Consider the following 22073-nt stretch of genomic DNA (forward strand, 5'->3'; position numbering starts at 1 on the left):
AGTCTATCTCTATCAACCTTTCTTGGTTTTGTTCCTTTTACTTGATGGTTTAGCTCTCCTGTTTTTTCTTTTAGCTTTAACCAGCAATAAATGGTATTACGTGAGATTTGGAAAACGTGTGATGCTTCTGTTATACTGCCTGTTCGCTCACAATAAGTGAGAACTTTTTTACGAAAATCTAATGAATATGCCATAAGAAGATTATACCACATTATGTACTATTTTGGGTTCAATTGACTATAAAAACTATGAAAAAGGGGAGTTCTATGCCAAGGCCCTCCTACCCCAATTCCAGATTAACAGTCGCGAAGAGGCCTTCCAACTCATCCAAGAACAAGGGCACCTTTTAGAAACAGATGCCTTTATTCACGGTGATGCCTGTCTACCAAACTTTATTCTAAAAGATGCTGACCACTTCTCTTGTTTTATTGATCTTGGTTTGGCTGATTTCAGTGACCGGCATATCGATCTCTTTTGGGCAGTTTGGTCCCTCAACTACAACTTAAAAGATCCCAAATATGCTGAACTATTTCTCGACTATTACGGGAGAGAGCTGATTGATAGCAACAAACTTCGACTCGTTGCTGCCTTCGAAGCATTTGGATAAGAGGTAAACCATGAAAATCACAAAACTTGAAAAGAAAAAAAGACTCTTTCTACTTGAGCTTGATAGCGACCAAACCTGCTACATTACAGAGGATACCATTGTTCGCTTTATGTTGACTAAAGGGAAAGAGATCTCAACTGAAGAACTAACTGAGATTAAATCATTTGCGCAATTTTCCTACAGTAAAAATCTAGCTCTCTACCACTTATCCTTCAAGGCTCGTACTGAAAAAGAAGTTAAAGATTATCTTGCCAAACATGAAATTGATGAGAAAATCATCCCCAAAGTTATCCAGTCTTTAAAAGATGATAATTGGATCAATGATCGCCAATATGCTCAAGCAATCATCAATTCCAATCAGCTTTCAGGAGATAAGGGAAGCTATATGCTGATGCAGAAGATTTCTCAAAAAGGCGTTTCTAAATCTATTATCCAAGAAGTCTTACAAGAATTTGATATGACAGAAGTCGCAGAACGGACAGCTGAAAAACTACTGAAAAAATACCAGGGTAAATTACCTGCCCGTGCTCTACAGGATAAGATTATCCAAGGCCTAACCAACAAAGGTTTCTCCTACACAGAAGCCAAGTCTGCCTTTGACCAACTAGATAACCAGGTCGATGAAGAAACTGTCCAAGAGCTGATTTTTAAAGAGCTAGATAAGCAATACCCAAAATACTCACGAAAGTATGAAGGATACGAACTCAAACAACGTTTGACCCAAGTTTTAGCTAGAAAAGGTTATGATTTTTCGGATATAGCCAGCGCCCTCAGAGAATATCTTTAATTTTTTCATGAAAAAACTAAGAACTTTAAACAAAAATGTGATACAATAGTAAACGATAAACTTATAAATTGTAGAAAGTTGGTTAGTTATGAAACTTCCAAAAGAAGGCGACTTTATTACAATTCAAAGTTATAAGCATGATGGGAGTCTCCACCGTACTTGGCGGGACACCATGGTACTAAAAACAACAGAGAACGCTATTATCGGCGTCAACGACCACACACTTGTTACCGAAAGTGACGGTCGTCGTTGGGTGACTCGAGAACCGGCTATTGTTTACTTTCACAAGAAATATTGGTTTAATATTATCGCTATGATTCGTGAAAATGGTATCTCCTACTACTGCAATATGGCAAGTCCTTACTATCTGGATGAAGAAGCTTTAAAATACATTGACTATGATTTGGATGTTAAAGTTTTTACAGATGGTGAAAAACGCCTCTTGGACGTTGAGGAGTATGAACGACATAAGCGAAAAATGAAGTATTCTTCTGATCTAGACTATATTCTGAAAGAGCATGTAAAGATTCTTGTTGATTGGATTAACAATGAGCGAGGTCCTTTCTCAGAAGCCTATGTCAACATTTGGTACAAACGCTACGTAGAACTAAAGAATCGGTAAAGTTGTCAGAGGTCAGGATTTTAATCCTGACCTCGTTTTTTGATTTTCAACAAGCCTTTGAGTAGCGACTAATTGAACTGTTTATCAGCCTTCTAAACTCTAAAAAACTCTTTTAACCTAAACTTCATTTTTATCCACAAGTTTTAAGTCTCAACTGATTTATTGAATTCTCTCGAGTCATGGACTAGGAATTCATAGATCGGTCCATCGACTTCTCTCCATCACCTTTTCCTAGCAAAAAACCTGCCACATTGGGCAGGTTTTCGTCTAAATATCTAACTTCGTAACAGTGAACTTGATATGGGAATAATCTTTCTCGATATCCTTATCTACCATAAAGGCTGTCGCATCCTTCTTGACCTGCACCAAGTCGATATTCTGCGCTTGAGCTGCATAGACACAGCCACAGTAACATTGGCGATAAATATCGTACTCTTCACACATTTCTACAGAGCGTTTATAGCCTTGATTTTTCTTAAAATCACTCGGAAGATAATGAGTGGTGTAGATTTTCTGCACATCAATCCCGATACTATTGATGGTTTGTGAATTTTTGTGAGGACTGATAGTCAGGGCAGAACCGAAGTAATCAAATCCTAAGTCCATGGCCACCTGTGCTGTCTTATCCAGACGATAGTCAAAACAAACCTTGCAACGATCACCACCTTCAGGTTCTTCTTCCAAACCTCTGACCAGCTGACGGTATTCGTTGGGTTCATAGGGTGCTTCTAGATATTGAACCTTGTTGCCAGTTCGTTCATTGAAATCACTGACAAACTTTTTTGTCACATAGGCACGCTTGTGATACTCAGCTTTAGGATGGATATTTGAATTAGCAAAATAAATAGTTACATCTGCATACTTGGTCAAATACTCTAAAGTATAGGTGCTACAAGGAGCACAACAGACGTGCATGAGAATGGTTGGTCTTTCTTCATTTTTTTCCCAAACTTGAACCATCTTTTGCATGACTCGGTCATAGTTGATCTTTTGATTGGGATTCATCTTACTTAGAATTTCTTCTACATCGATCATACTCTTCTCCTTTTCCTCTTGCTATTGTACCACAGGATGATTCTTTGAGCAAATAGGTTTTCGTGCTTTACTCAGTTTTTAAGTCCTTATCTAATAGCTTTCCCATCCTTGTCAGACTGATTATTAAGATAGGACAGGTTAAAAGCAAGATAAGACCTAGAACTAAAAAGACAGCTATAAGACCACAACGATCAATCAACCAACCTGTCAGTGGAAATATGACAATCATGGAAAGACTAAAGAGCATAGAATTGATACTCAGCATAGTTGCTCTCACACTGGACGGTAAATAACCTTGTAAGTCATTGAAATAGATCGGCTGATAAACTGCATAGAGTGTATCGGTCAAAAGATATACGAGAAGAAGAGCAAAGGGAGTTCCAGAAAACACCAGTAGTAAGGCCAAGCCCGTTAGTGCAACAAGCGTCGGAAAAATTCGATTGCTATTCCATTTTTTACCGATTTGACTAGCTACGTAAACTGCTATAAGATTTAAGCCACTACCAATCAGCATGACCAGCGAAACCTGCCATCCTGCTAAGTCACTTATTTTCTGCTGATAATAAAAGTAAAACATGCACATGAGTGTTCCGACTAGCTGATAAGTCATCATCCAATAAAAGAGTACTGGTTTTTCCTGCCATTCTTTTCGAACTTGCAGGACAATCGTTTTAAAGGTTAAGGCTTCATTTTTTTCTCTCTTAGCCATTGGTTCTTTCATCAAATAAATCAAAATGATAGAAAGAAATGAAAATCCAATAGCAATCAGATAGGTCCAAGCCAATGCTCCGTGAATAAAGAAGCCTGCCACAACTGTACCTAAGGTTCGGGTGACTTCTGCCACACCAGACAAAAAACTAGAAATCTGAAGATAGCGGTCCTTTTGACCTGCTTCAACTGCTGAATCATATAAGAAAGCGGTGCTGGTTCCAGAATCAAAATTATAGGACCAAGCGTTGACCATCATAGCAAAAGCATAAATCCAAAAATTCCCCTGACCAAACAAAATCAAGATAGAGGACACAATACTGGCCAAGCGAGCCAAATAGAGATTGGTCTTGTAGCTAAATCGATCGGCCAACATACCAGACGGGATTTCACACAAGAGACTTGTACCGTGAAAGATACTTTCTAATAGACCAATTTGAAGTAAGGAAAGACCATTCTGAATGAAAAATAAAATCCAAAAACTGGTAATTCCAAAATAAGAAGTGAATTCCAGACCTGCTAGGAGTGGAATATTGCGTTTGTAAGTTCTTTTAAACATCGTTTTCTCTCTTTCAATATATAATATGAGTTTTTCTAAAAGACTTACTTAGAGTTGCCTACATTTTCTCCACCTCTTTCATTTAAAGTAATACTCAATGAAAATCAAAGAGCAAACTAGGAAGCTAGCCGCAGGCTGTACTTGAGTACGGCAAGGTGAAGCTGACGTAGTTTGAATTTGATTTTCGAAGAGTATAAAAACGCCAGACGGCGTTTTTATAGTTATTAAGGTTTGATACGGTGCAACATACGTGGGAATGGAATAGCTTCACGGATGTGTTTTGTACCTGCTGCGAAGGTTACCATACGCTCGATACCGATACCAAATCCACCGTGTGGTACTGTACCGTATTTACGAAGATCAAGGTAGAATTCATATTCTGTACGATCCATACCAAGAGATTCCATCTTCGCTACAAGGGCATCATAGTCTTCCTCACGCATTGAACCACCGATGATTTCTCCGTAACCTTCTGGTGCGAGCAAGTCTGCACAAAGTACGCGGTCTGGGTTACCAGGAACTGGTTTCATGTAGAAGGCCTTGATGTCTGCTGGATAGTTAATCACGAAAGTTGGTACACCAAAGTGATTTGAAATCCAAGTTTCGTGTGGTGAACCAAAGTCATCACCATGTTCAAGATGCTCGTAGTCAGCGTCTTCATCATTTTCATGCTCTTGCAAGAGATCAATGGCTTGATCGTAAGTGATGCGTTTGAATGGCTCTGCAATGTAGCGTTTCAAAAGCTCAGTGTCACGTTCCAATGTTTCCAAGGCTTGTGGAGCACGGTCAAGAACACCTTGAAGCAAAGCTTTAACATAAGCTTCTTGCAAGTCAAGTGATTCATCATGTGTCAAGTATGAATACTCTGCATCCATCATCCAGAACTCAGTCAAGTGACGACGAGTCTTAGATTTTTCAGCACGGAATACTGGACCAAAGTCAAAGACACGACCAAGGGCCATAGCACCAGCTTCAAGATAAAGCTGACCAGATTGGCTCAAGTAGGCTGGAGTACCAAAGTAGTCTGTTTCAAAAAGTTCTGTAGAATCTTCTGCAGCATTTCCTGAAAGAATTGGGCTATCAAACTTCATGAAGCCATTCTTATCAAAGAACTCATAAGTTGCATAGATGATAGCATTACGGATTTGCATCACTGCTACTTGTTTGCGTGAACGCAGCCACAAGTGACGGTTATCCATCAAGAAGTCTGTTCCATGTTCTTTTGGAGTGATTGGGTAATCTTGAGATTCACCGATCACTTCGATGTCTGTAATATCCAATTCGTAACCAAATTTAGAGCGCTCGTCTTCTTTGACAATCCCTGTCACGAAAACAGAAGTTTCTTGGCTTAGGCGTTTGATCGTATCAAATTTTTCAAGACCTACTTCTTCACCGAATTTTTCGATAAAGTTTGGTTTAAAAGCGACACCTTGGAAAAAGGCTGTTCCATCACGCAATTGCAAGAAAGCAATTTTCCCTTTTCCTGATTTGTTGGCAACCCAAGCACCGATAGTGACTTCTTGACCAACGTAATCTTTTACTTCGATAATTGTTACACGTTTTGTCATCATTTATCTTCCTTTTTTTAATTAAACTTGTCCGAAGACATTATCACCTTTCATTTTACCATAAATAGGAGCCTATAGCTATCTCTCATAACCTAAAATTCTGTCTTTTTTAAAGAATACTGATTTTTTGAAAGTTCTATAATGAATTTAGCCACCCACCTCTCCTAAAAGTTAGATGGTGCAACTATCTTATAACTAGTCTAAGATTTCATTTGACAAAACAGCTTCAAGGATTCCTCTTGTCAAATGAAAGCTCTTTTAGGCATAAGAAAACACCTCTGTGTTATACCTGTTATTCACCACAAACATAAGAAAGGCACAGAGACGCAAAACCATTATACTACAAAATCAAAACATTTGACAATGGATAGTCGTCGTTTAATCGAACGATGGAAAAAGAAGGGAAATCAAAAAGAAAAATTGCCCCTCTACTTGGAAAAGTTCCTCAAACTATCCACACTGAAATCAAGCGTGGGACAGTCCGACAATGTCTTGGAAAGGATGCTTCAAAGAGGTTTATTCTGCCGACTACGCTCAACAGTCTTATGAAAACAATCGCAAGCGCTCGGTCAAAAAATCAAGCTTGACTAAGGAGCTAAAGGAAAAGATTCTCCACTATCATAATCAAACATAATCAAAAATTTTCTCCTGAAATGATGGTCCAGACTAAGGGAGTTAACGTGGGAATTTCTACCATCTACTACTGGATTCATCATGGAAAATTGGGATTGACCAAACAGAACCTCCTGTATCCTAGAAAAGTAAAATCTGTCAAGAAACAAGCTAGTTCCAACTTTAAACCTGCTGGTCAATCCATCGAACAGCGACCTGAAGCTATTAATTTTCGCTTGGAGAATGGGCATTATGAGATTGATACGGTTCTACTTACAAGAGCGAAAAACTACTGTTTGCTTGTCTTGACGGATCAAAAGAGTAGACATCAAATCATCCGATGGATTCCAAATAAAAGCGCTGAGTCGGTCAATCAGGCTCTAAAACTCATCTTAAAACAGCATCAAATTCTTTCCATCATGGCAGATAACGGAACGGAATTCAACCAATTGTCTGATGTGTTTTCTAAGGAACATATCTACTATGCATACCCTTATACATCTTGGGAGAGGGGAACTAATGAGAATCACAATAGGCTCATTCGTAGATGGTTACCTAAAGGAACTAAGAAAACGACTCCTAAAGAAGTCGCATTCATCAAAAATTGGATTAACAACTATCCTAAAAAATGCTTGAGCTACAAGTCACCCAGAGAATTTCTTCTTGCTGGCTAACTTGAACTTGAAATTTAGCAAATCTTGTCATTTTAATCCTTTATAACAGTCGTTTTTGACAAGTGAAAAGCTTGTATGTTATACTATACAGTATGTATAAGGAGGAAAATATGAAAAAGAAAATTCAACTCACCACGGGATTGTGTGCAGCTGTTTTAGCCCTCAGTCTCGCAACAACCACTTTTGCGGATGAACAAACAGCTACAGTCACTGCTCCTATCTCTGAACGACAAGCTACGGTTGCTCCTATTTCAGTAAATTCAGAGAGTTCTGCTACTACAGTTACCAACGAAGCACTAGCCCCACTTCCTAGCGAAAAAACAACTACCCCAACAGTTGAGGAAGCATCACCAGCCCCTGCTGAGACTCCAGTGGATCCACGAATCTCTGAAATTCGTGTCATCCATCGTCGTCGGACTCTGAAACCAGACTTTTCTCCAGTTACATCTTCAACAGATGTCGTCTACAAGACAGTTGAGGCCCGTGCTTTTACCGAATATGACGTCTCTGGAAATGGACCAGCAACGGTTACAGACGAAAATGGAAAAACATGGTACCGCATAAGATACTTCGATCTAGGTGCTAAAGATGGCTTTGCATACAATAGCGCTCCTGAAAAAGGCACTGCCACCGCTCCCGTCATTGAAGTCATCCATCTCTATGATGATATCGATTTGAATCCGGAAGTTGTAAAACGTGCTCGTTTTGTAGACGAAAAGGGACAAGAAATTGCGCCTTCCCAAGAAAACAGAGTCGAGCGTAGCCTTGATTTGGCTTATGAAGCTGGTCTACCAACAGCACCTGCTCAAATCCAAGCCAATGGAAAAACGTATACTTTCCAATCAGCTAACAAAGAAGAATTGACCTCCCACAAACTTCATGTTTCTAACTTGGTTACTGTGACCTATTTCTATAAAGAAGTCACCACACCAGTTGTTGAGAAACCGTCAACACCTTCTGTTCCAGAAAAACCTGTTCAAAAACTCCGTCTTCCAAAAGGAAATAACGGAGTGAAAACACGCGTACCTGTTAGCAAGAAGACTCAAGCAAAACCATCTAGTCCAGAAGTGAAAAAATTCCGCCTTCCAAAAGGAAACAATGGGGCTAAGACCCGTGTCCCTGTGAAAAAGGCGAATACTATTCTTTCTGTCGATTACTTATAATTCTATAGAAAAGAACCTTGGTCAACACAACCAAGGTTCTTTTTTTAATTTTCCATAAATTGGTGCAAACGACGAATGGCTTCTTTAAGAGTTTCCAATTCTGTCGCATAACTGAGACGAACATTCTCCGGTGCTCCAAATCCGGCTCCTGTAATCAAGGCCAGACCAACTTCTTCAAGAATAGCCGTTGTAAATGCTGTTACATCGCTATAGCCTTTCATTTCCATGGCCTTTTTGACATTTGGGAAGAGATAGAAAGCTCCTTGAGGTTTGACTACTTCAAAGCCAGGGACTTGGCACAAGAGAGGATAAATGGTATTGAGACGTTCCTCGAAAGCCTGACGCATGGTTTCTACGGAGTCTTGTGGACCAGTTAAGGCCTCGATTGTTGCGTATTGTGAAACAGCGGTTAGGTTAGAAGTTGTTTGACCAGTCAATTTGCTCATAGCAGCAATAATTTCTGGATCACCTACTGCATAACCAACACGCCAACCTGTCATGGCATAAGCTTTTGATACACCGTTAATGACAATGGTTTGGTTGCGAATAGCTTCTGATAGACTAGAGATTGGGACGAACTCATTCCCGTTATAGACCAAACGACCATAAATATCATCTGCTAGGATGAGAATGTCATGTTCAACAGCCCAATTCCCAATGGCCAAGAGTTCCTCACGAGAATAGATCATACCGGTAGGATTAGATGGGGAATTGAGAACCAAAACCTTTGTCTTATCTGTGCGAGCTGCTTCTAATTGGTCTACAGTCACTTTAAAGTGATTGTCTTCCTTGGCTTGGACAAAGACTGGAATACCACCAGCCATCTTAACCTGGTCTCCATAGCTGACCCAGTAAGGAGTAGGAATGATGACCTCATCTCCAGGGTTGACCACAGCCATAAAGAAAGTATAGAGGGAGAACTTGGCACCGGTAGCAAATGTGACCTCATTAGCCGCTACAGAATAACCATAATAGCGTTCAAAATAGGTATTGACCGCTGCTTTTAATTCAGGCAAACCTGAAGCTACCGTATAGAAAGAAGCACGTCCATCTCGAATAGCCTCAACAGCAGCATCTTGAATATTCTCGGGAGTATGAAAATCGGGCTGACCTAAAGTTAAGAAAAGAACATCTTTTCCTTCAGCCTTTAACTTCTTTGCTCTTGCATCACTAGCCAGAGTGACGCTTTCTTCCATTTCTAAGACACGTTTAGATAATTTCATAGTTTCTCCTTTTCGATTAGGGCACCAGTTTCAAAATCCACTAGATAGTAGTCTCCACCAGACTTGATTTCCCAGACGGGTTTATCAGCATACCGTCCAAAGGTAATCGTGTCAATCTCAGTTGCTCCTTTTTCTCTAACAACTGCTTCTGCTTTTTCTTGTGAAGTGCCACTTTCTAGTTGATACACATAGATTTTTTGACTATTTTTCTCAATTAGAACAGCTACTGGCTTTTGATTCTTATCTTGGCCAAGGACACTATAATAGCTCTCTAAACCATTGAAGAAATCAACCTGACTGACCGTTTCTAGATTTGCATACTGCTTGGCAAGCTTTTCCCCTTCTACCTTCGCTGTCTGATAAGGCTTCATGCTAAACCACACCAAATAGAGAAAGGAAGAAGTCACAACTAGAGCCAGCAGGGTCAGGCCAATACTGTACTGAAATAATAAGGAATTTTTTTCTTTTTTCTGTCTCATTTTCACTCGTCTATTTTACCATCTATCCAAGTGAATTACAAGTGAATAAAGGAGGAGGATTTGGCTCGGAACTTCTCTTATGACAGGAATATATGACGCTTGAATCATTGATTTCACAGACTTTTCCTAATCTCTACTCCTAAAAATAATCTTGACTATCATCGATTTTTATTTTCTGGGCAAATTTCTTGCAAATGATTTCGTTTCGTTGTAACATTGTTTATAACAACAGAGAAAGCTCTGATTAAAATATAAAGGAGACTCCCTATGTCTAAAAAAGTATTATTTATCGTTGGTTCACTTCGTGAAGGTTCTTTCAACCACCAAATGGCGCTAGAAGCTGAAAAAGCTCTTGCAGGAAAAGCTGAGATTAGCTACCTTGACTACTCAGCAATCCCACTTTTTAACCAAGAACTTGAAGTTCCAACTCTTCCAGCTGTAGCAGCGGCTCGTGAAGCTGTTCTGGCTGCTGATGCTATCTGGATTTTCTCTCCAGTCTACAACTTCTCAATTCCTGGAACAGTGAAAAACTTGCTTGACTGGCTTTCACGCGCTCTTGACTTATCTGAAACTCGTGGTCCATCTGCCCTTCAAGATAAAATCGTTACTGTGTCTTCAGTAGCAAATGCAGGTCATGAACAACTCTTTGCAATCTACAAAGACCTCTTGCCATTCATCCGTACACAAGTTGTAGGTGAATTCACTGCAGCTCGTATCAATGATTCTGCTTGGGGAGATGGCAAATTAGTCCTTGAAGACAGTGTTGCTACTTCACTAAAACAACAAGCTGAAGACTTGGTTCAAGCTATTCAATAATTGAATTGAAAAAAGAAGAGGTTGGGACAAAAGATCCCAACCTCACTTTTTATTAGCAATCAAACTTTGACGCGGTAGCTGATTGAACTTTTTGTTCGTCTTTTAGACTCCAAAAAGCTCCTAATCATCCTCGCGGGGCTGGGACAACGAAATCGAGACTTTGTCTATCGATTTCTGTCCCACCGCCTTTTTCTTAATCAACTAATTCATCAATCATACTATGTTTTAGTGGTAAACTACACATCACTAACAGGAAAATAAAGGATGATTGAATCCAAAAGAGAGCCAAATCAAAAATTCCGTGCACAGCTACTACTGTCAAGAAAGAGAGGTAAAGTCCAAGGATAGGACGCTTACTAGGTACTTGACTCATATCAATCAACATTCGTACCGGAGTGGCAGAAGCAATCCCCAAGAGAACGGTACCGACAACTCCATAACTCAAAATCGTATCAATATAGATACTATGAGCATGTTCATGATAAGGTGCTCCAATACGAGGGAAAGAGTGCATGTAGGTTAGCGGCCCTTCACCCCAGAAGGGATTTTGCTTAAACAAGGCCATTCCAGCATTCCAGATAGAAACACGTTCTTCCATAGATGAATCTAAGGTTCCCATTCGAACACCCAAATCACTAGAAAATAGAAAGGCTAAACCAACCCCAAAAACTCCTATACTAAGCCAGAAAGCACGCCAGTTCTTAATAGTCGTGAAGAGGTAAATGATGGCTCCAAAGATGATGGCTGGAAAAGCTGTACGATTCTGCGTAAAGTTTAAACCGAATAAATTAGCAAAGATGGCAATCATAGAAAAGATTCGTAACCACCTTAACTTAGTTGTGCTAATCAGATAAAAACCAATCATGATACAGAAACAACAGATAATTCCATAGTAATTAGGGTTAAAGAAGGCAACCTCCGCTCGGTTTTGATGCCAAACCTGCATCCGTGGTGAGAGGAAGGTATAATCAAATTTCTTTACAATTTGGAAATGTTCCAAGGCTGCAAAGACTGCTGCCAAGACACTTGAGGCTAAAACTCCTTCAATCGTCAACCTAAAAAATTTAGGAGTCAATTGAGCTTGATAATAGTAAAAGAAGATTGCAAACAGAAACATGGCCACCGAAGAAACTACTCCCATCACATTTTGTGCTAGAAGAGAAATTGCAGTGCTATAAGCAATAAAAAAGAGCAAGATAGGGTGTTGAGACAAACGTTTCAAGATTCCCTTCATCTCCCCGGTATATACTAACCAAAGTAAGTAAGAGATAAAAATAATAACAAAAAGATAAAAAGGGAGAAAAATACTCAGAATAACTCCTAAAAGAAGTCCTTCTTGTTTCGATAAACTTTTTAACTTTTCAATGACACCTATTGATTTCACAACAGATCCTTTCCTTCTGAATATCACATTCAGATAAATAAGTTATTAAAACATTTTACCATTTTTCAAGAGATTTGAAAACCTCTTTGCCTCTATACTCCTAACTAAAACTGGGTAAAATTTTATAGTTAGCTAAGATTACTTGAAAATCGCTATCCCTTTTTTAAAAATATGGTACAATAAATCTAATTATTCTAGAAAGGGTCTAGCATGAAATCCTACCAAGAAGTCTATAAAATACTAGCTACTGAAACTGATTATCTAAGCGGAGAAAAAATAGCTGAGAGATTAAACCTATCTCGAACTTCCGTATGGAAGGCGATCCAACGTCTCCAACAAGAGGGGCTGGAGATTGACAGTATCAAAAATCGTGGGTATAAACTTCTGGACGGAGACCTTATCTTGCCTCAGGAAATCGAAGCGAATAGTCCCATTACTGTCCAGTTTAAACCCTCAACAAAATCTACCCAAACCGATGCTAAAGAGGCTATGGAAGCTGGTGCTAAAGGGGATAAACTCTACCTTTCCACTAGCCAAACTATGGGACGCGGTCGATTTCAACGTCCCTATTATTCTCCAGATAAGGGGGGAATTTACATGTCCCTTCACCTACAACCCAATCTCCCTTACCAGAAGCTTCCCGCCTATACACTTCTAACAGCTGGGGCTATCTACAAGGCTATTAAGAATCTTAGTTTGATTGATGTGGATATCAAGTGGGTCAATGACATTTATCTGAACCAGAAAAAAATTGCTGGTATTCTAACAGAAGCCATTACCTCCGTCGAAACTGGACTCGTTACAGATGTTATCATTGGGGTCGGGATCAACTTTTCTATCGCTGATTTTCCCAAGAATCTACAAACTAAAGCTGGAAGCTTATTTTCTCAAAATACTCCCATTACTCGCAATGAATTGATTGCTGAAATCTGGAAATGTTTCTACGAAACAGAAGCCGATGAACTCCTCTATCTCTATAAAAAGCACTCTATCGTTTTAGGAAAAGAAGTCTCCTTTAAGCAAGATCACCAAACTATCTCAGGAAAAGCCTGTGACATCTCAGACCAAGGACAACTACAGATAGAATTAGCCACTGGTGAAAAAATTTGGCTCAATAGTGGTAAAGTTTCACTGACTAAATGGTAGCTCTCCTCGATGAAAAAAATCGACCTTCAATAAGAAAGGTCGATTTTTTAATCTGTTATTTTTTCAAACGTTCAACATCACGCGCGATAACGAGTTCTTCATCTGTTGGAATGACAAGAACACGAATTTTTGCTGCTTCTGTTGAGATATCTCCAGTCACACCAAAGACATTTTTCTCTGGATCTACATCACAACCGAACCAAGAAATACCAGTGATAACTTTTTCACGCACACCAGCTGCATTTTCACCAACTCCTGCAGTAAAGATAATGGCATCTGCTCCGTTTAGGACAGCCAAGTATTGTCCGATGTGTTTCTGGATACGGTCAACGTACATTTCAAGAGCCAATGTTGCATCAGGATCACCTGCTTCCATTGCCGCTTGAACATCACGCATATCACTAGACTTACCTGAAACACCCAACAATCCTGACTCGCGATTGAGGATGCGACTGATATCTTCAGGCTTGTTAAAGTCCTCTGTATATTGCATTAAATATGGAATGATAGCCGGGTCAATATCCCCTGTACGAGTTCCCATCATAACACCACCAAGTGGAGTGAATCCCATTGAGGTATCAACAGATTGACCACCCTTAACAGCTGTAATAGAAGCACCATTACCGATGTGACAGGTAATCAATTTCAACTCTTCAAGTGGGCGTCCCAAGAGTTTTGCTGCTTCTTGTGCAACGTACTGGTGACTTGTACCGTGAGCTCCATATTTACGAACCTTGTTTTCTGTATAATACTTAGTTGGTAATGGATAACGGTAGGCTTTCTCTGGCATTGTTGTGTGGAATGATGTGTCAAAAACTGCTACACTTGTGATCTCTGGCAACAATTCTTTGAAGGCACGAATTCCAGCAGCATTTGCAGGGTTGTGCAATGGAGCAAGAAGTCCTAGTTCTTCGATTTTTTCTAGAACATCCCCTTCAACAACTGTAGACTCTTTGAAGTACTCTCCACCTGCAACAACACGGTGTCCAACACCAGTAATTTCATCATAAGATTTAATAATATCAAAACGAATCAAGTCATCAAGCAAAATCTTAACTGCCAAAGTATGGTTGTCAATGTCAAGGACTTGTTGTTCTGAATGACCATCAAACTTAACTGTAGAAATAGAATCTTTCAATCCAATTCGTTCAATCAACCCTTTTGCTAATACTTTTTCTTCTGGCATTTGATAGAGTTGCCATTTCAAACTTGAGCTTCCAGCGTTAATTGCAATGGTTTTTGTCATAATGTTTCCCCTTTTTTAAGCGTTTTCAACTATTATATCAAAATTTATACTAGATTTCATGTTCTTGACACCAATTTTGAAAATTTTCCTTAAATTCCAACAAAATTTCAGGATCACGAAGACTAGCAAGTGGATAAACGAAGGGCTCAAAGCCTTCTACCACTTTCTTTTGTACAACAAAAATGGTCTTAGACTGGGCTCCTTGAGCGAAGAGATCCTCTGGTAAAGCTATGATAGCGACTAGTTGAGCCTGTTCAGTTAACCATCCTTTCAAGAGGTCACTCTGAGGACTCGTCAAAAGATCTGTTGGAGCAAGAAAAATAGCATAGCCTCCCGTCTTAAGATACTTGAGAGATTGCTCCATTAATAGATGATGAGCGTAAGTATGTTCATCCTTTGCTGCCACTTGGTAACGTGAGGCAATCTGATCGTCTGGGTAGTAACCAATCGGGAGGTCGCTCACAATAAAATCACTTTCTTTTAATACTTGTGGACGTACTGCATCTCCTTGGACAAAGCCCATTTGAAGATCCATAACTTCAGCCATACTCGCCGCCAGATCAATCAAGAGGTCGTCTATCTCAATCCCTAGGTAATCTACCTTTTTGTTCATGGACGTTAAAAAGCTAGCCCCCAGAATTCCCATCCCAGAGCCCAATTCTAGTAGACTTAGATCTTTAGCAGGCCACAATTGCTCCATCAAAAAAATCATCAAGTGACCAATCGCATCTGGTGTAAACTGGTGGTTGGCCTGAAGAGGTTCCGTTTGCGCTGCCTTCATTAATAAGAATTGGTAGGTTCGTAACCACTCTTCTTTTCGAAGAGCCAATCGTTTTAAAGCTTGATTGTTTTTCTTGACATCTTCCAGATTTGTCTGACCATCCAGATAGATTCCATTTTGCTCAATTAAGGCATCGTAAAAATTTGTCGTCAAATCATTTTGAATGATTTGGACATTTTCTAGTAAATAGGTATATGCTTGTTCAATTTTTTCAAAATCCATACCCTTATCTTACCAAAAATAATGTCCTTTTTCCAGATTTTCATAATTGTGAAAATGAAAAAAAGAAAATCTACCTCCCTAATAGATTTTCTCTGTTTCATGATTATTTCCAAACGCCACTGGCATCTACATAATAACCATCTGGTGTGCGTGTATTGCTAAGCATATTACCAGATGAAGCCAGATAGTACCACTTACCATTATCTTTGATCCAACCTGTTGCCATTGCACCAGAATCTTTTAGATAATACCAAGAGCCGTTATCTTTGACCCAGCCTGTCGCCATTGAACCTGAGTCTTTTAGATAATACCAAGTGCCACCATCTTTAAGCCAGCCTGTCGCCATTGAACCTGAGTCTTTTAGGTAATACCAAGAGCCGTTATCATATAACCAATCAGCTGAAATCATAGCTCCTGATGATTTAAAGGCATACCAGCTACCACCTTGATGAAGCCATGTTTGATTAAACATAACCCCTTTATCATCCATGAAATACCAGCTTTCCTGATCCTTAATCCAAGCATCTTTAACTAGTTGGCCTTGTTTTTGATAGTACCAGGTTTCACTGTAATTCTTTTTTAGCCAGCTTTCTGCTTTTACAATCGGATAGAGTATTTTGAAGGCTCCTCCCCCTCTGTAGGAATGACTGATAACTCCTGGTTTTTGAAGTTTCAATTCTTCATAGTCGTCTGCCCAAGCAAATACTTTTTGACCATTGACAGTCTCTGGTAAGGTAGCAGTGTAGGTCTTGGTTTGATAATCCCATTTTGTATCAAGATAGGTGTATTGATTATTTGATTCGTCAATACGGAAGTAACCACTCTTTCCACCGTCATTATATACATCATCAACTACTTTAGTGGACCAGGTCTTTGTTTCATTTCCACTCTTGGCTTCTACTTTGATATCTCCTCTGTAGCCATAAGGTACGTAGAAATTCAGGAAACGTCCTTCTTCACCAATATTGGATCTATCCACTTCTTGAGCTAGGAAATTGACAGTCTGGTCTTGACCATCTAAAGTAACTTTCCATTCAATTTTTTCGTTTTTAGGCAAATCCAAGGCTTTGATATCTATGTCATGGCCATTGTTAAATCGAAGAATTTTGCCATCTTGATATTGAACACCCCCCTTAATACGCCATACTTCTTGTAGCTCAAAAGCCTTGGCAGATTGAGGGAGAGCCAGCATAGCTAAACCTGCTAAAGACAAACTAAATAGTGTGATTTTTCTCATGGGATTTTCTCCTGTTTTTATTCATGTTAATTATATCACTATGATATTTTTTTGCAAGTGATATCCTAAATTTATATAGGAAAAACCTCTGAGACGACTCTCAAAGGTTTAATCATGACTATTTACTATTTTCAACCGCTGCTGTTACAAAAGCAGTGTAGAGTTCTTCTGGGCGGTTTGGACGACTTGATAGCTCTGGATGGTACTGACAAGCCACAAAGAATTTGTTTTCTGGGATTTCAACAATTTCTACCAAACGATTATCTGGTGACACTCCTGAAAAGACAAAACCTGCTCCTTCAAACTGTTCACGAAAAGCATTGTTAAACTCATAACGGTGACGGTGACGGCGTTGCACCACCTCTTTGTTATGATAAGCTGCCGCTGCCTTAGAACCACGTTTTAACTTAGAAGGATAAAGTCCCAAACGAAGGGTACCACCCATGTCCTCAACATCAATCTGATCACGCATGATATCGATGATAGGGTATTTGGTATCAGGATTTAGCTCTGCTGAATTAGCTCCTTCAAGACCTAAGACATTACGGGCAAACTCGATACAGGTCAACTGCATACCCAAGCAGACTCCAAGCATCGGTACATCATTTTCACGCGCATAGCGAATCGCTTCAATCTTACCTTCTGTTCCACGTTGGCCAAAACCACCTGGAACGATGATTCCGTCAGCGTCAGATAGAAGTTCTGCCACATTGTCAGCTGTCACATCGTTAGCATTGACCCAATCAATCTTGACTTCTGCATCATTGGCATAACCAGAGTGTTTCAAAGCTTCAACAACTGAGATGTAGGCATCTTGCAACTCAACATACTTACCAACAAGAGCAATCTTGACTTGTTTGTTGAGATTCATGACCTTGTCAACCATAGCTGACCACTCTGTCATATCTGCTGCAGGTGCATCAATTTTCAAATGGTCACAAACAATTTGATCCATACCTTGTGCTTGCAGATTAAGTGGGATTTGGTAAAGATGATCCACGTCCAAGGACTCAATAACTGCTTCTGGTGCCACATCACAGAACTGGGCTAGTTTATTTTTAATTCCTTGTCCAGCTGGCTTTTCAGTACGGATAACCAACATATTTGGTTGGATTCCCAAACCACGCAATTCCTTGACAGAGTGTTGAGTTGGTTTGGTTTTCATTTCACCAGATGCCTTGAGGTAAGGAAGCAAGGTTGTATGGATATACATGACATTATCTGCACCCACATCTGCCTTCATCTGACGAAGAGCTTCTAAGAATGGAAGGGACTCGATATCGCCGACTGTTCCACCAACCTCTGTAATAATGACATCAGAATCTGTCGTAAGAGCAGCACGCTTGATTTTTTCTTTCAAGGCATCTGTAATATGAGGAATAACTTGGACAGTTGCACCCAAATACTCACCGCGACGTTCCTTACGAAGAACTTCGCTGTAGATTTTACCAGTTGTCACGTTTGAGTATTTGTTAAGATTGATATCGATGAAACGTTCATAGTGACCTAGGTCCAAATCTGTCTCAGCCCCATCATCTGTTACAAATACTTCTCCGTGCTGGTAAGGGCTCATGGTTCCTGGGTCAATATTGATATAAGGGTCAAATTTTTGAATGGTCACCTTCAAACCACGGTTTTTCAAAAGACGCCCAAGGCTCGCTGCAACGATCCCTTTCCCAATAGACGATACCACACCACCAGTGACAAAAATATATTTCGTAGACATAGATTCCTCTTTCTAAAATGCTCAAGGTCTTGTTTACTAACAGGGGATTGAGAAAACAAGACCTTCATCAATAACTACACCCCAAGAAGAAAAGCTTCCTGGAAAAAACAAAAATAGCTCCCTAATAACTAGGGAGCTCCGACCTCTAAAAGAGGTGCCCGAACAATATGTTACCTCAAAATGAAGCATTTGTCAAATAGAACAAATCGTTGACTTGGCGCATTCCAGCTTATAAAACTAATTCAGACTAATACAAAAAAGCTGGACTAGGAAATCGAGACTTGATAGACCGATTCCAGCTCCAACTCCTTTTTATTTTTATTCTTCCTCTTCTTCAGAGTCTTCGTCGTCTTCTTCATTAAGATCGACTTCTTCATCTAGATCATCTGGGGCGATTTCATTGATTTCAGCATCGTAGGCTTCCACTTCATTCTTCTCATCATCTGGATTTTCATCATCATAAGAAAGAGCTGGATCTTCTTCGTAGGCGTCCTCATCTTCAGGATCATCTGCACTGTAATCAATAGCATCTGTATCACCATCCATAAAGGCGTTGACACGTTTTTTCTTAGCCTTAGGTGCTACTTCTTCATCATCACTTTCTTCAAGAGCAATGATTTCCTCATCGATTTCATCAACTCCATACCATGAACGAAGGCCCCATTTGTTATCTCCAAGTGAGATAAAGCTACCGTCAAAGTTCAACTCTGTATAGAACAAAGGCAAAGCTTCACGAATATCGCTATTAGAGGTACCGAGATAGTTTTGGATTTCATTAACCAAATCACTAAAATGCATTTCGTGATCACGACCACGGAGTTCCAAGATGGCACGAGCCACCTCAATCATAGATAGTTCACTTTTTTCTTGCCCAGCAAATACTTCTAATTCCAAAGCGTTTCTCCTCATTTTTTACTACTAACGTCAGAGTAGATAAACTCTGATCTCATTTTATCATGTACTCTTTATTGTACGATAATTTTGCCTAATAGTCAAAGGTTTAGGAGAAATAAATGTGAAATATTTCAGCTAATTAATACTCAATGAAAATCAAAGAGCAAACTAGGAAGCTAGCCACAGGCTGCTCAAAACACTGTTTTGAGGTTGCAGATGGAAGCTGACGTGGTTTGAAGAGATTTTCGAAGAGTATAAAAGACCTGGGAGATACACTCACAGGTCCGATACTTTATTTATAACTTAAAGCTCGTTTAAAGGTTTTCCAGATACCTAAATCATCCGTTTGAAGGACCAGACTAGCATACATCCGTCCGATAAAGATGGTTGCAGTTACCGCAAAAGCAATCGTAATCATAAGGGAAATCCAAGCTTCCATACCATTTGCATAGCCATTGATAGCTCTAAAAGGCATAAAGAAGGTCGAAATGAAAGGAATATAAGAACCGATTTTCAAAATCAAATTGTCTCCTGCAGCTCCTAGTGCAGTAACGCCAACAAAACCAGCTATTATTAAAATCATCAACGGAGACAAGGCCTTTCCTGCATCTTCGGGACGAGAAACCATGGAACCTAAGAAGGCTGCCAAGACTACATACATGAAGAGACTGACTAAGATAAATAATAAGGTGTTAAGCGAGAAAGCCTCTCCCAAGTGATTTAGAATACCTGAATTAGCCAAGATAGGCATATCCTTAAAGAATAAGATAGCTCCAAGACCACCAACGACATAAATACCAATATGAGTCAAAATCACAAGAAGTAAGGCAATCATGCGTGCGTAGAAATAATGGCTAGCACGAATGCTTGAGAAGACCACTTCCATGATTTTGGTTCCTTTCTCGCTGGCTACTTCTTGAGCAGTGACACTAGCGTAAGTAATCAAAATCATATAGAGGAAGAAACCCAGTCCTGCGGCCGCAAAGGTTTGAACCAACTTTTTATTTTCCTTGGCTTCATCAATCTGTTCTGTAAATTGAACCGTTTGAGCCAAGCGTTTTTCCTGTTCCTGAGACAAATTTGCTTCTGAACGGTTGAGTTGGGATTGGAGTTCATTCAACTTAGCGGTCACTACTAACTTAATGCCACTCTCTAGTGAAGTTTCACCATGATAGATTGCCTTGAGGACACTGTTCTCCTGGTCAATGGTTAGATAGCCTTTTATTTTTTCATCCTTGATGGCTTCTTGGGCACTCGCTTCATCCTTATAGTCAAAGTTAAGACCATTGGTCGATTTAAGTTCTTCTGTAACAAGAGGAACAGAACTAACTAATGCTACCTTACTATTTTGAGCCAAGGAAGAACCTTGGAGAACACCAATTCCTCCAGATAGACCTAAAAAGAGGAAAGGCGAAATCACCATAAAGAAGAAACTCCACGACTTGACATGTCTTAGATAGGTTTCTTTGATTACAACCCACATATTTCTCATACTTCCACCCCTGATTCTAATTTAAAGATTTCATCGATTGTTGGAGCTTGTTGGTCAAAAGTCGCGATATATTGACCTTGAGTCAAGATTGGGAAGAGTTCTCTACCTGCACTTTCATCATCTAAAATCAACTTCCAACTACCTTGCTTGGTCAAGCTAACCTGTTTGACATGAGGAAGACCCTCCAGTTCTTCCTTGCTTCGTTCACTTGAAACAAAAAGTCGTGTTTTCCCGTATTGATTGCGGACATCCTGAACCGGTCCATGCAAGACCACACGCCCATCACGAATCATCAGGATATCATCACAAAGTTCTTCGACATTGGTCATGACATGGTCAGAAAAGATAATGGTTGCTCCACGCTCTTTTTCTTTCAAGATAACCCGCTTAAGAAGTTCGGTATTGACTGGATCCAAGCCACTAAAAGGCTCATCTAGGATAATCAAGTCGGGTTCATGAATCAAAGTGATAATCAACTGAATCTTCTGTTGATTTCCTTTTGAGAGACTCTTAATCTTGTCCGTCAGTTTTCCCTTGACTTCCAGTTTTTCCATCCATTGAGGGAGTTTTTCTTTGATTTCCTTGGTGTCCATGCCTTTTAGGGTCGCCAAGTAACGAACTTGTTCAAGGACTGTCAATTTAGGCATAAGACTACGTTCTTCAGGGAGATAACCAATGCGAGCATAAGTCTCCTGACGAATATCTTGACCATCAAGCTCAATCTCCCCTTGATAGTCTAAAAATTTCAAAATACTGTGAAAAATAGTTGTTTTCCCAGCTCCATTTTTCCCAACCAGCCCCAAAATACGACCTGGTCGTGCTTGAAAGTCAACACCAAACAAAACTTGCTTAGGTCCAAAACTTTTCTCTAGATTTCTTACTTCGAGCATCATCCACCTCCGAAATTTATTGCACTCATTATACTCCTTTTTGACAGCCTTTACAATGATTTATGTACATTTTTAAATCTTGATTTCAAGAAGGATATTTTCTGGATAGGAACTTTATTAGCTTATCACCAAGCATTTTAGTCCTCCAGATTTTAAGTGATAAATTTATTATACTCATTTCTTGATAAATCCGTTGGCTATG

The 22073-nt window shown here is 39.6% G+C and carries 19 protein-coding genes and 2 pseudogenes; 7 read left to right on the top strand and 14 right to left on the bottom strand.

What is annotated here, in order from left to right; genetic code table 11:
* Positions 1-194: IS630 transposase-related protein (locus tag QM911_RS06385; RefSeq protein ID WP_414313452.1), on the bottom strand; the 194-nt coding region annotated here is incomplete at its 3' end.
* 47 nt (positions 195-241) lie between these two features.
* Here QM911_RS06385 and QM911_RS06390 point away from each other — a divergent pair.
* From QM911_RS06390 to QM911_RS06400, 3 genes and pseudogenes are all read left to right on the top strand, one after another.
* Positions 242-607: pseudogene (locus tag QM911_RS06390) on the top strand (phosphotransferase); the annotation flags it as partial.
* A 10-nt stretch (positions 608-617) separates the two neighbouring features.
* Positions 618-1394 (top strand): recombination regulator RecX, encoded by a 777-nt coding sequence (gene recX, locus QM911_RS06395; protein ID WP_414313453.1) that lies wholly within the window; start codon positions 618-620, stop codon positions 1392-1394.
* Between the two features lie 88 nt (positions 1395-1482).
* Entirely contained in the window at positions 1483-2016 is a 534-nt protein-coding gene (locus QM911_RS06400) for a DUF402 domain-containing protein (protein ID WP_000775325.1), read from the top strand.
* Positions 2017-2283: 267 nt separating this feature from the next.
* Here QM911_RS06400 and QM911_RS06405 read toward each other — a convergent pair whose 3' ends face one another.
* The 3 genes from QM911_RS06405 to asnS form a co-directional block, all read right to left on the bottom strand.
* Entirely contained in the window at positions 2284-3051 is a 768-nt protein-coding gene (locus QM911_RS06405) for an epoxyqueuosine reductase QueH (protein ID WP_000567559.1), read from the bottom strand.
* A gap of 67 nt (positions 3052-3118) precedes the next feature.
* Positions 3119-4318 carry an MFS transporter gene (locus QM911_RS06410; protein ID WP_414313454.1) on the bottom strand — a complete coding sequence of 400 codons (1200 nt, stop codon included), beginning with the start codon at positions 4316-4318 and terminating at the stop codon, positions 3119-3121.
* A gap of 224 nt (positions 4319-4542) precedes the next feature.
* A complete protein-coding gene (asnS, locus tag QM911_RS06415; protein WP_045763626.1) occupies positions 4543-5886 on the bottom strand; it encodes an asparagine--tRNA ligase in 1344 nt (447 codons plus the stop codon).
* A 363-nt stretch (positions 5887-6249) separates the two neighbouring features.
* On the opposite strand from asnS, the pseudogene QM911_RS06420 reads away from it, so the two are divergent.
* Together QM911_RS06420 and QM911_RS06425 are read left to right on the top strand one after the other, a co-directional pair.
* Positions 6250-7172, top strand: a pseudogene (locus QM911_RS06420) (IS30 family transposase).
* Positions 7173-7282: 110 nt separating this feature from the next.
* Positions 7283-8335, top strand: a complete 1053-nt coding sequence (locus QM911_RS06425) for a cell surface protein (protein WP_414313455.1) — start codon at positions 7283-7285, stop codon at positions 8333-8335.
* 44 nt (positions 8336-8379) lie between these two features.
* Here the strand turns inward: QM911_RS06425 and QM911_RS06430 are convergent, their stop codons facing one another.
* Positions 8380-9558, bottom strand: coding sequence for a pyridoxal phosphate-dependent aminotransferase (locus QM911_RS06430; RefSeq protein ID WP_414313456.1), 1179 nt, complete (start codon positions 9556-9558; stop codon positions 8380-8382).
* Positions 9555-10043, bottom strand: a complete 489-nt coding sequence (locus QM911_RS06435) for a DUF5590 domain-containing protein (protein WP_414313457.1) — start codon at positions 10041-10043, stop codon at positions 9555-9557. The genes QM911_RS06430 and QM911_RS06435 overlap by 4 nt, the downstream gene beginning before the upstream one ends.
* A gap of 261 nt (positions 10044-10304) precedes the next feature.
* Between QM911_RS06435 and QM911_RS06440 the strand changes: the two genes are divergently transcribed.
* On the top strand, positions 10305-10853 hold the full coding sequence (locus tag QM911_RS06440; protein WP_414313458.1) for an NAD(P)H-dependent oxidoreductase: 549 nt from the start codon (positions 10305-10307) through the stop codon (positions 10851-10853).
* Between the two features lie 193 nt (positions 10854-11046).
* On the opposite strand, the gene QM911_RS06445 is transcribed toward QM911_RS06440, so the two are convergent.
* Positions 11047-12237 carry an O-antigen ligase family protein gene (locus tag QM911_RS06445; protein ID WP_061862776.1) on the bottom strand — a complete coding sequence of 397 codons (1191 nt, stop codon included), beginning with the start codon at positions 12235-12237 and terminating at the stop codon, positions 11047-11049.
* Positions 12238-12447: 210 nt separating this feature from the next.
* On the opposite strand from QM911_RS06445, the gene birA reads away from it, so the two are divergent.
* Positions 12448-13383, top strand: coding sequence for a bifunctional biotin--[acetyl-CoA-carboxylase] ligase/biotin operon repressor BirA (birA, locus tag QM911_RS06450; RefSeq protein WP_414313459.1), 936 nt, complete (start codon positions 12448-12450; stop codon positions 13381-13383).
* Positions 13384-13438: 55 nt separating this feature from the next.
* On the opposite strand, the gene QM911_RS06455 is transcribed toward birA, so the two are convergent.
* The 7 genes from QM911_RS06455 to QM911_RS06485 all read right to left on the bottom strand — a co-directional run bounded on the left by QM911_RS06455 (position 13439) and on the right by QM911_RS06485 (position 21871).
* The gene (locus QM911_RS06455; protein WP_414313460.1) at positions 13439-14629 is read right to left on the bottom strand and encodes an acetate kinase; all 1191 of its coding nucleotides are present in this window, start codon (positions 14627-14629) and stop codon (positions 13439-13441) included.
* Between the two features lie 49 nt (positions 14630-14678).
* Positions 14679-15632, bottom strand: coding sequence for a class I SAM-dependent methyltransferase (locus QM911_RS06460; protein ID WP_414313461.1), 954 nt, complete (start codon positions 15630-15632; stop codon positions 14679-14681).
* 103 nt (positions 15633-15735) lie between these two features.
* Positions 15736-16869, bottom strand: a complete 1134-nt coding sequence (locus QM911_RS06465) for an N-acetylmuramoyl-L-alanine amidase family protein (RefSeq protein ID WP_414313462.1) — start codon at positions 16867-16869, stop codon at positions 15736-15738.
* 118 nt (positions 16870-16987) lie between these two features.
* On the bottom strand, positions 16988-18595 hold the full coding sequence (locus QM911_RS06470; RefSeq protein WP_414313463.1) for a CTP synthase: 1608 nt from the start codon (positions 18593-18595) through the stop codon (positions 16988-16990).
* A 318-nt stretch (positions 18596-18913) separates the two neighbouring features.
* Positions 18914-19489, bottom strand: coding sequence for a DNA-directed RNA polymerase subunit delta (gene rpoE, locus QM911_RS06475; RefSeq protein ID WP_049502915.1), 576 nt, complete (start codon positions 19487-19489; stop codon positions 18914-18916).
* A 292-nt stretch (positions 19490-19781) separates the two neighbouring features.
* The gene (locus QM911_RS06480) at positions 19782-20981 is read right to left on the bottom strand and encodes an ABC transporter permease (RefSeq protein ID WP_373114856.1); all 1200 of its coding nucleotides are present in this window, start codon (positions 20979-20981) and stop codon (positions 19782-19784) included.
* A complete protein-coding gene (locus QM911_RS06485; RefSeq protein ID WP_414313478.1) occupies positions 20978-21871 on the bottom strand; it encodes an ABC transporter ATP-binding protein in 894 nt (297 codons plus the stop codon). The genes QM911_RS06480 and QM911_RS06485 overlap by 4 nt, the downstream gene beginning before the upstream one ends.
* Positions 21872-22073 lie beyond the last annotated feature (202 nt).

The sequence above is a fragment of the Streptococcus infantis genome, from assembly GCF_047460825.1.
In the GTDB taxonomy this organism is placed as follows: domain Bacteria; phylum Bacillota; class Bacilli; order Lactobacillales; family Streptococcaceae; genus Streptococcus; species Streptococcus infantis_V.

Excerpts from the sequence above, each read along its gene's own strand:
- recX (WP_414313453.1), top strand. The coding sequence starts at position 618 with ATGAAAATCACAAAACTTGAAAAGAAAAAAAGACTCTTTCTACTTGAG.
- QM911_RS06400 (WP_000775325.1), top strand. The coding sequence starts at position 1,483 with ATGAAACTTCCAAAAGAAGGCGACTTTATTACAATTCAAAGTTATAAG.
- QM911_RS06460 (WP_414313461.1), bottom strand. The coding sequence starts at position 15,632 with ATGGATTTTGAAAAAATTGAACAAGCATATACCTATTTACTAGAAAAT.
- QM911_RS06410 (WP_414313454.1), bottom strand. The coding sequence starts at position 4,318 with ATGTTTAAAAGAACTTACAAACGCAATATTCCACTCCTAGCAGGTCTG.
- QM911_RS06455 (WP_414313460.1), bottom strand. The coding sequence starts at position 14,629 with ATGACAAAAACCATTGCAATTAACGCTGGAAGCTCAAGTTTGAAATGG.
- QM911_RS06470 (WP_414313463.1), bottom strand. The coding sequence starts at position 18,595 with ATGTCTACGAAATATATTTTTGTCACTGGTGGTGTGGTATCGTCTATT.
- asnS (WP_045763626.1), bottom strand. The coding sequence starts at position 5,886 with ATGACAAAACGTGTAACAATTATCGAAGTAAAAGATTACGTTGGTCAA.
- QM911_RS06465 (WP_414313462.1), bottom strand. The coding sequence starts at position 16,869 with ATGAGAAAAATCACACTATTTAGTTTGTCTTTAGCAGGTTTAGCTATG.
- QM911_RS06425 (WP_414313455.1), top strand. The coding sequence starts at position 7,283 with ATGAAAAAGAAAATTCAACTCACCACGGGATTGTGTGCAGCTGTTTTA.
- QM911_RS06480 (WP_373114856.1), bottom strand. The coding sequence starts at position 20,981 with ATGAGAAATATGTGGGTTGTAATCAAAGAAACCTATCTAAGACATGTC.
- QM911_RS06485 (WP_414313478.1), bottom strand. The coding sequence starts at position 21,871 with ATGCTCGAAGTAAGAAATCTAGAGAAAAGTTTTGGACCTAAGCAAGTT.
- QM911_RS06440 (WP_414313458.1), top strand. The coding sequence starts at position 10,305 with ATGTCTAAAAAAGTATTATTTATCGTTGGTTCACTTCGTGAAGGTTCT.
- birA (WP_414313459.1), top strand. The coding sequence starts at position 12,448 with ATGAAATCCTACCAAGAAGTCTATAAAATACTAGCTACTGAAACTGAT.
- QM911_RS06430 (WP_414313456.1), bottom strand. The coding sequence starts at position 9,558 with ATGAAATTATCTAAACGTGTCTTAGAAATGGAAGAAAGCGTCACTCTG.
- QM911_RS06405 (WP_000567559.1), bottom strand. The coding sequence starts at position 3,051 with ATGATCGATGTAGAAGAAATTCTAAGTAAGATGAATCCCAATCAAAAG.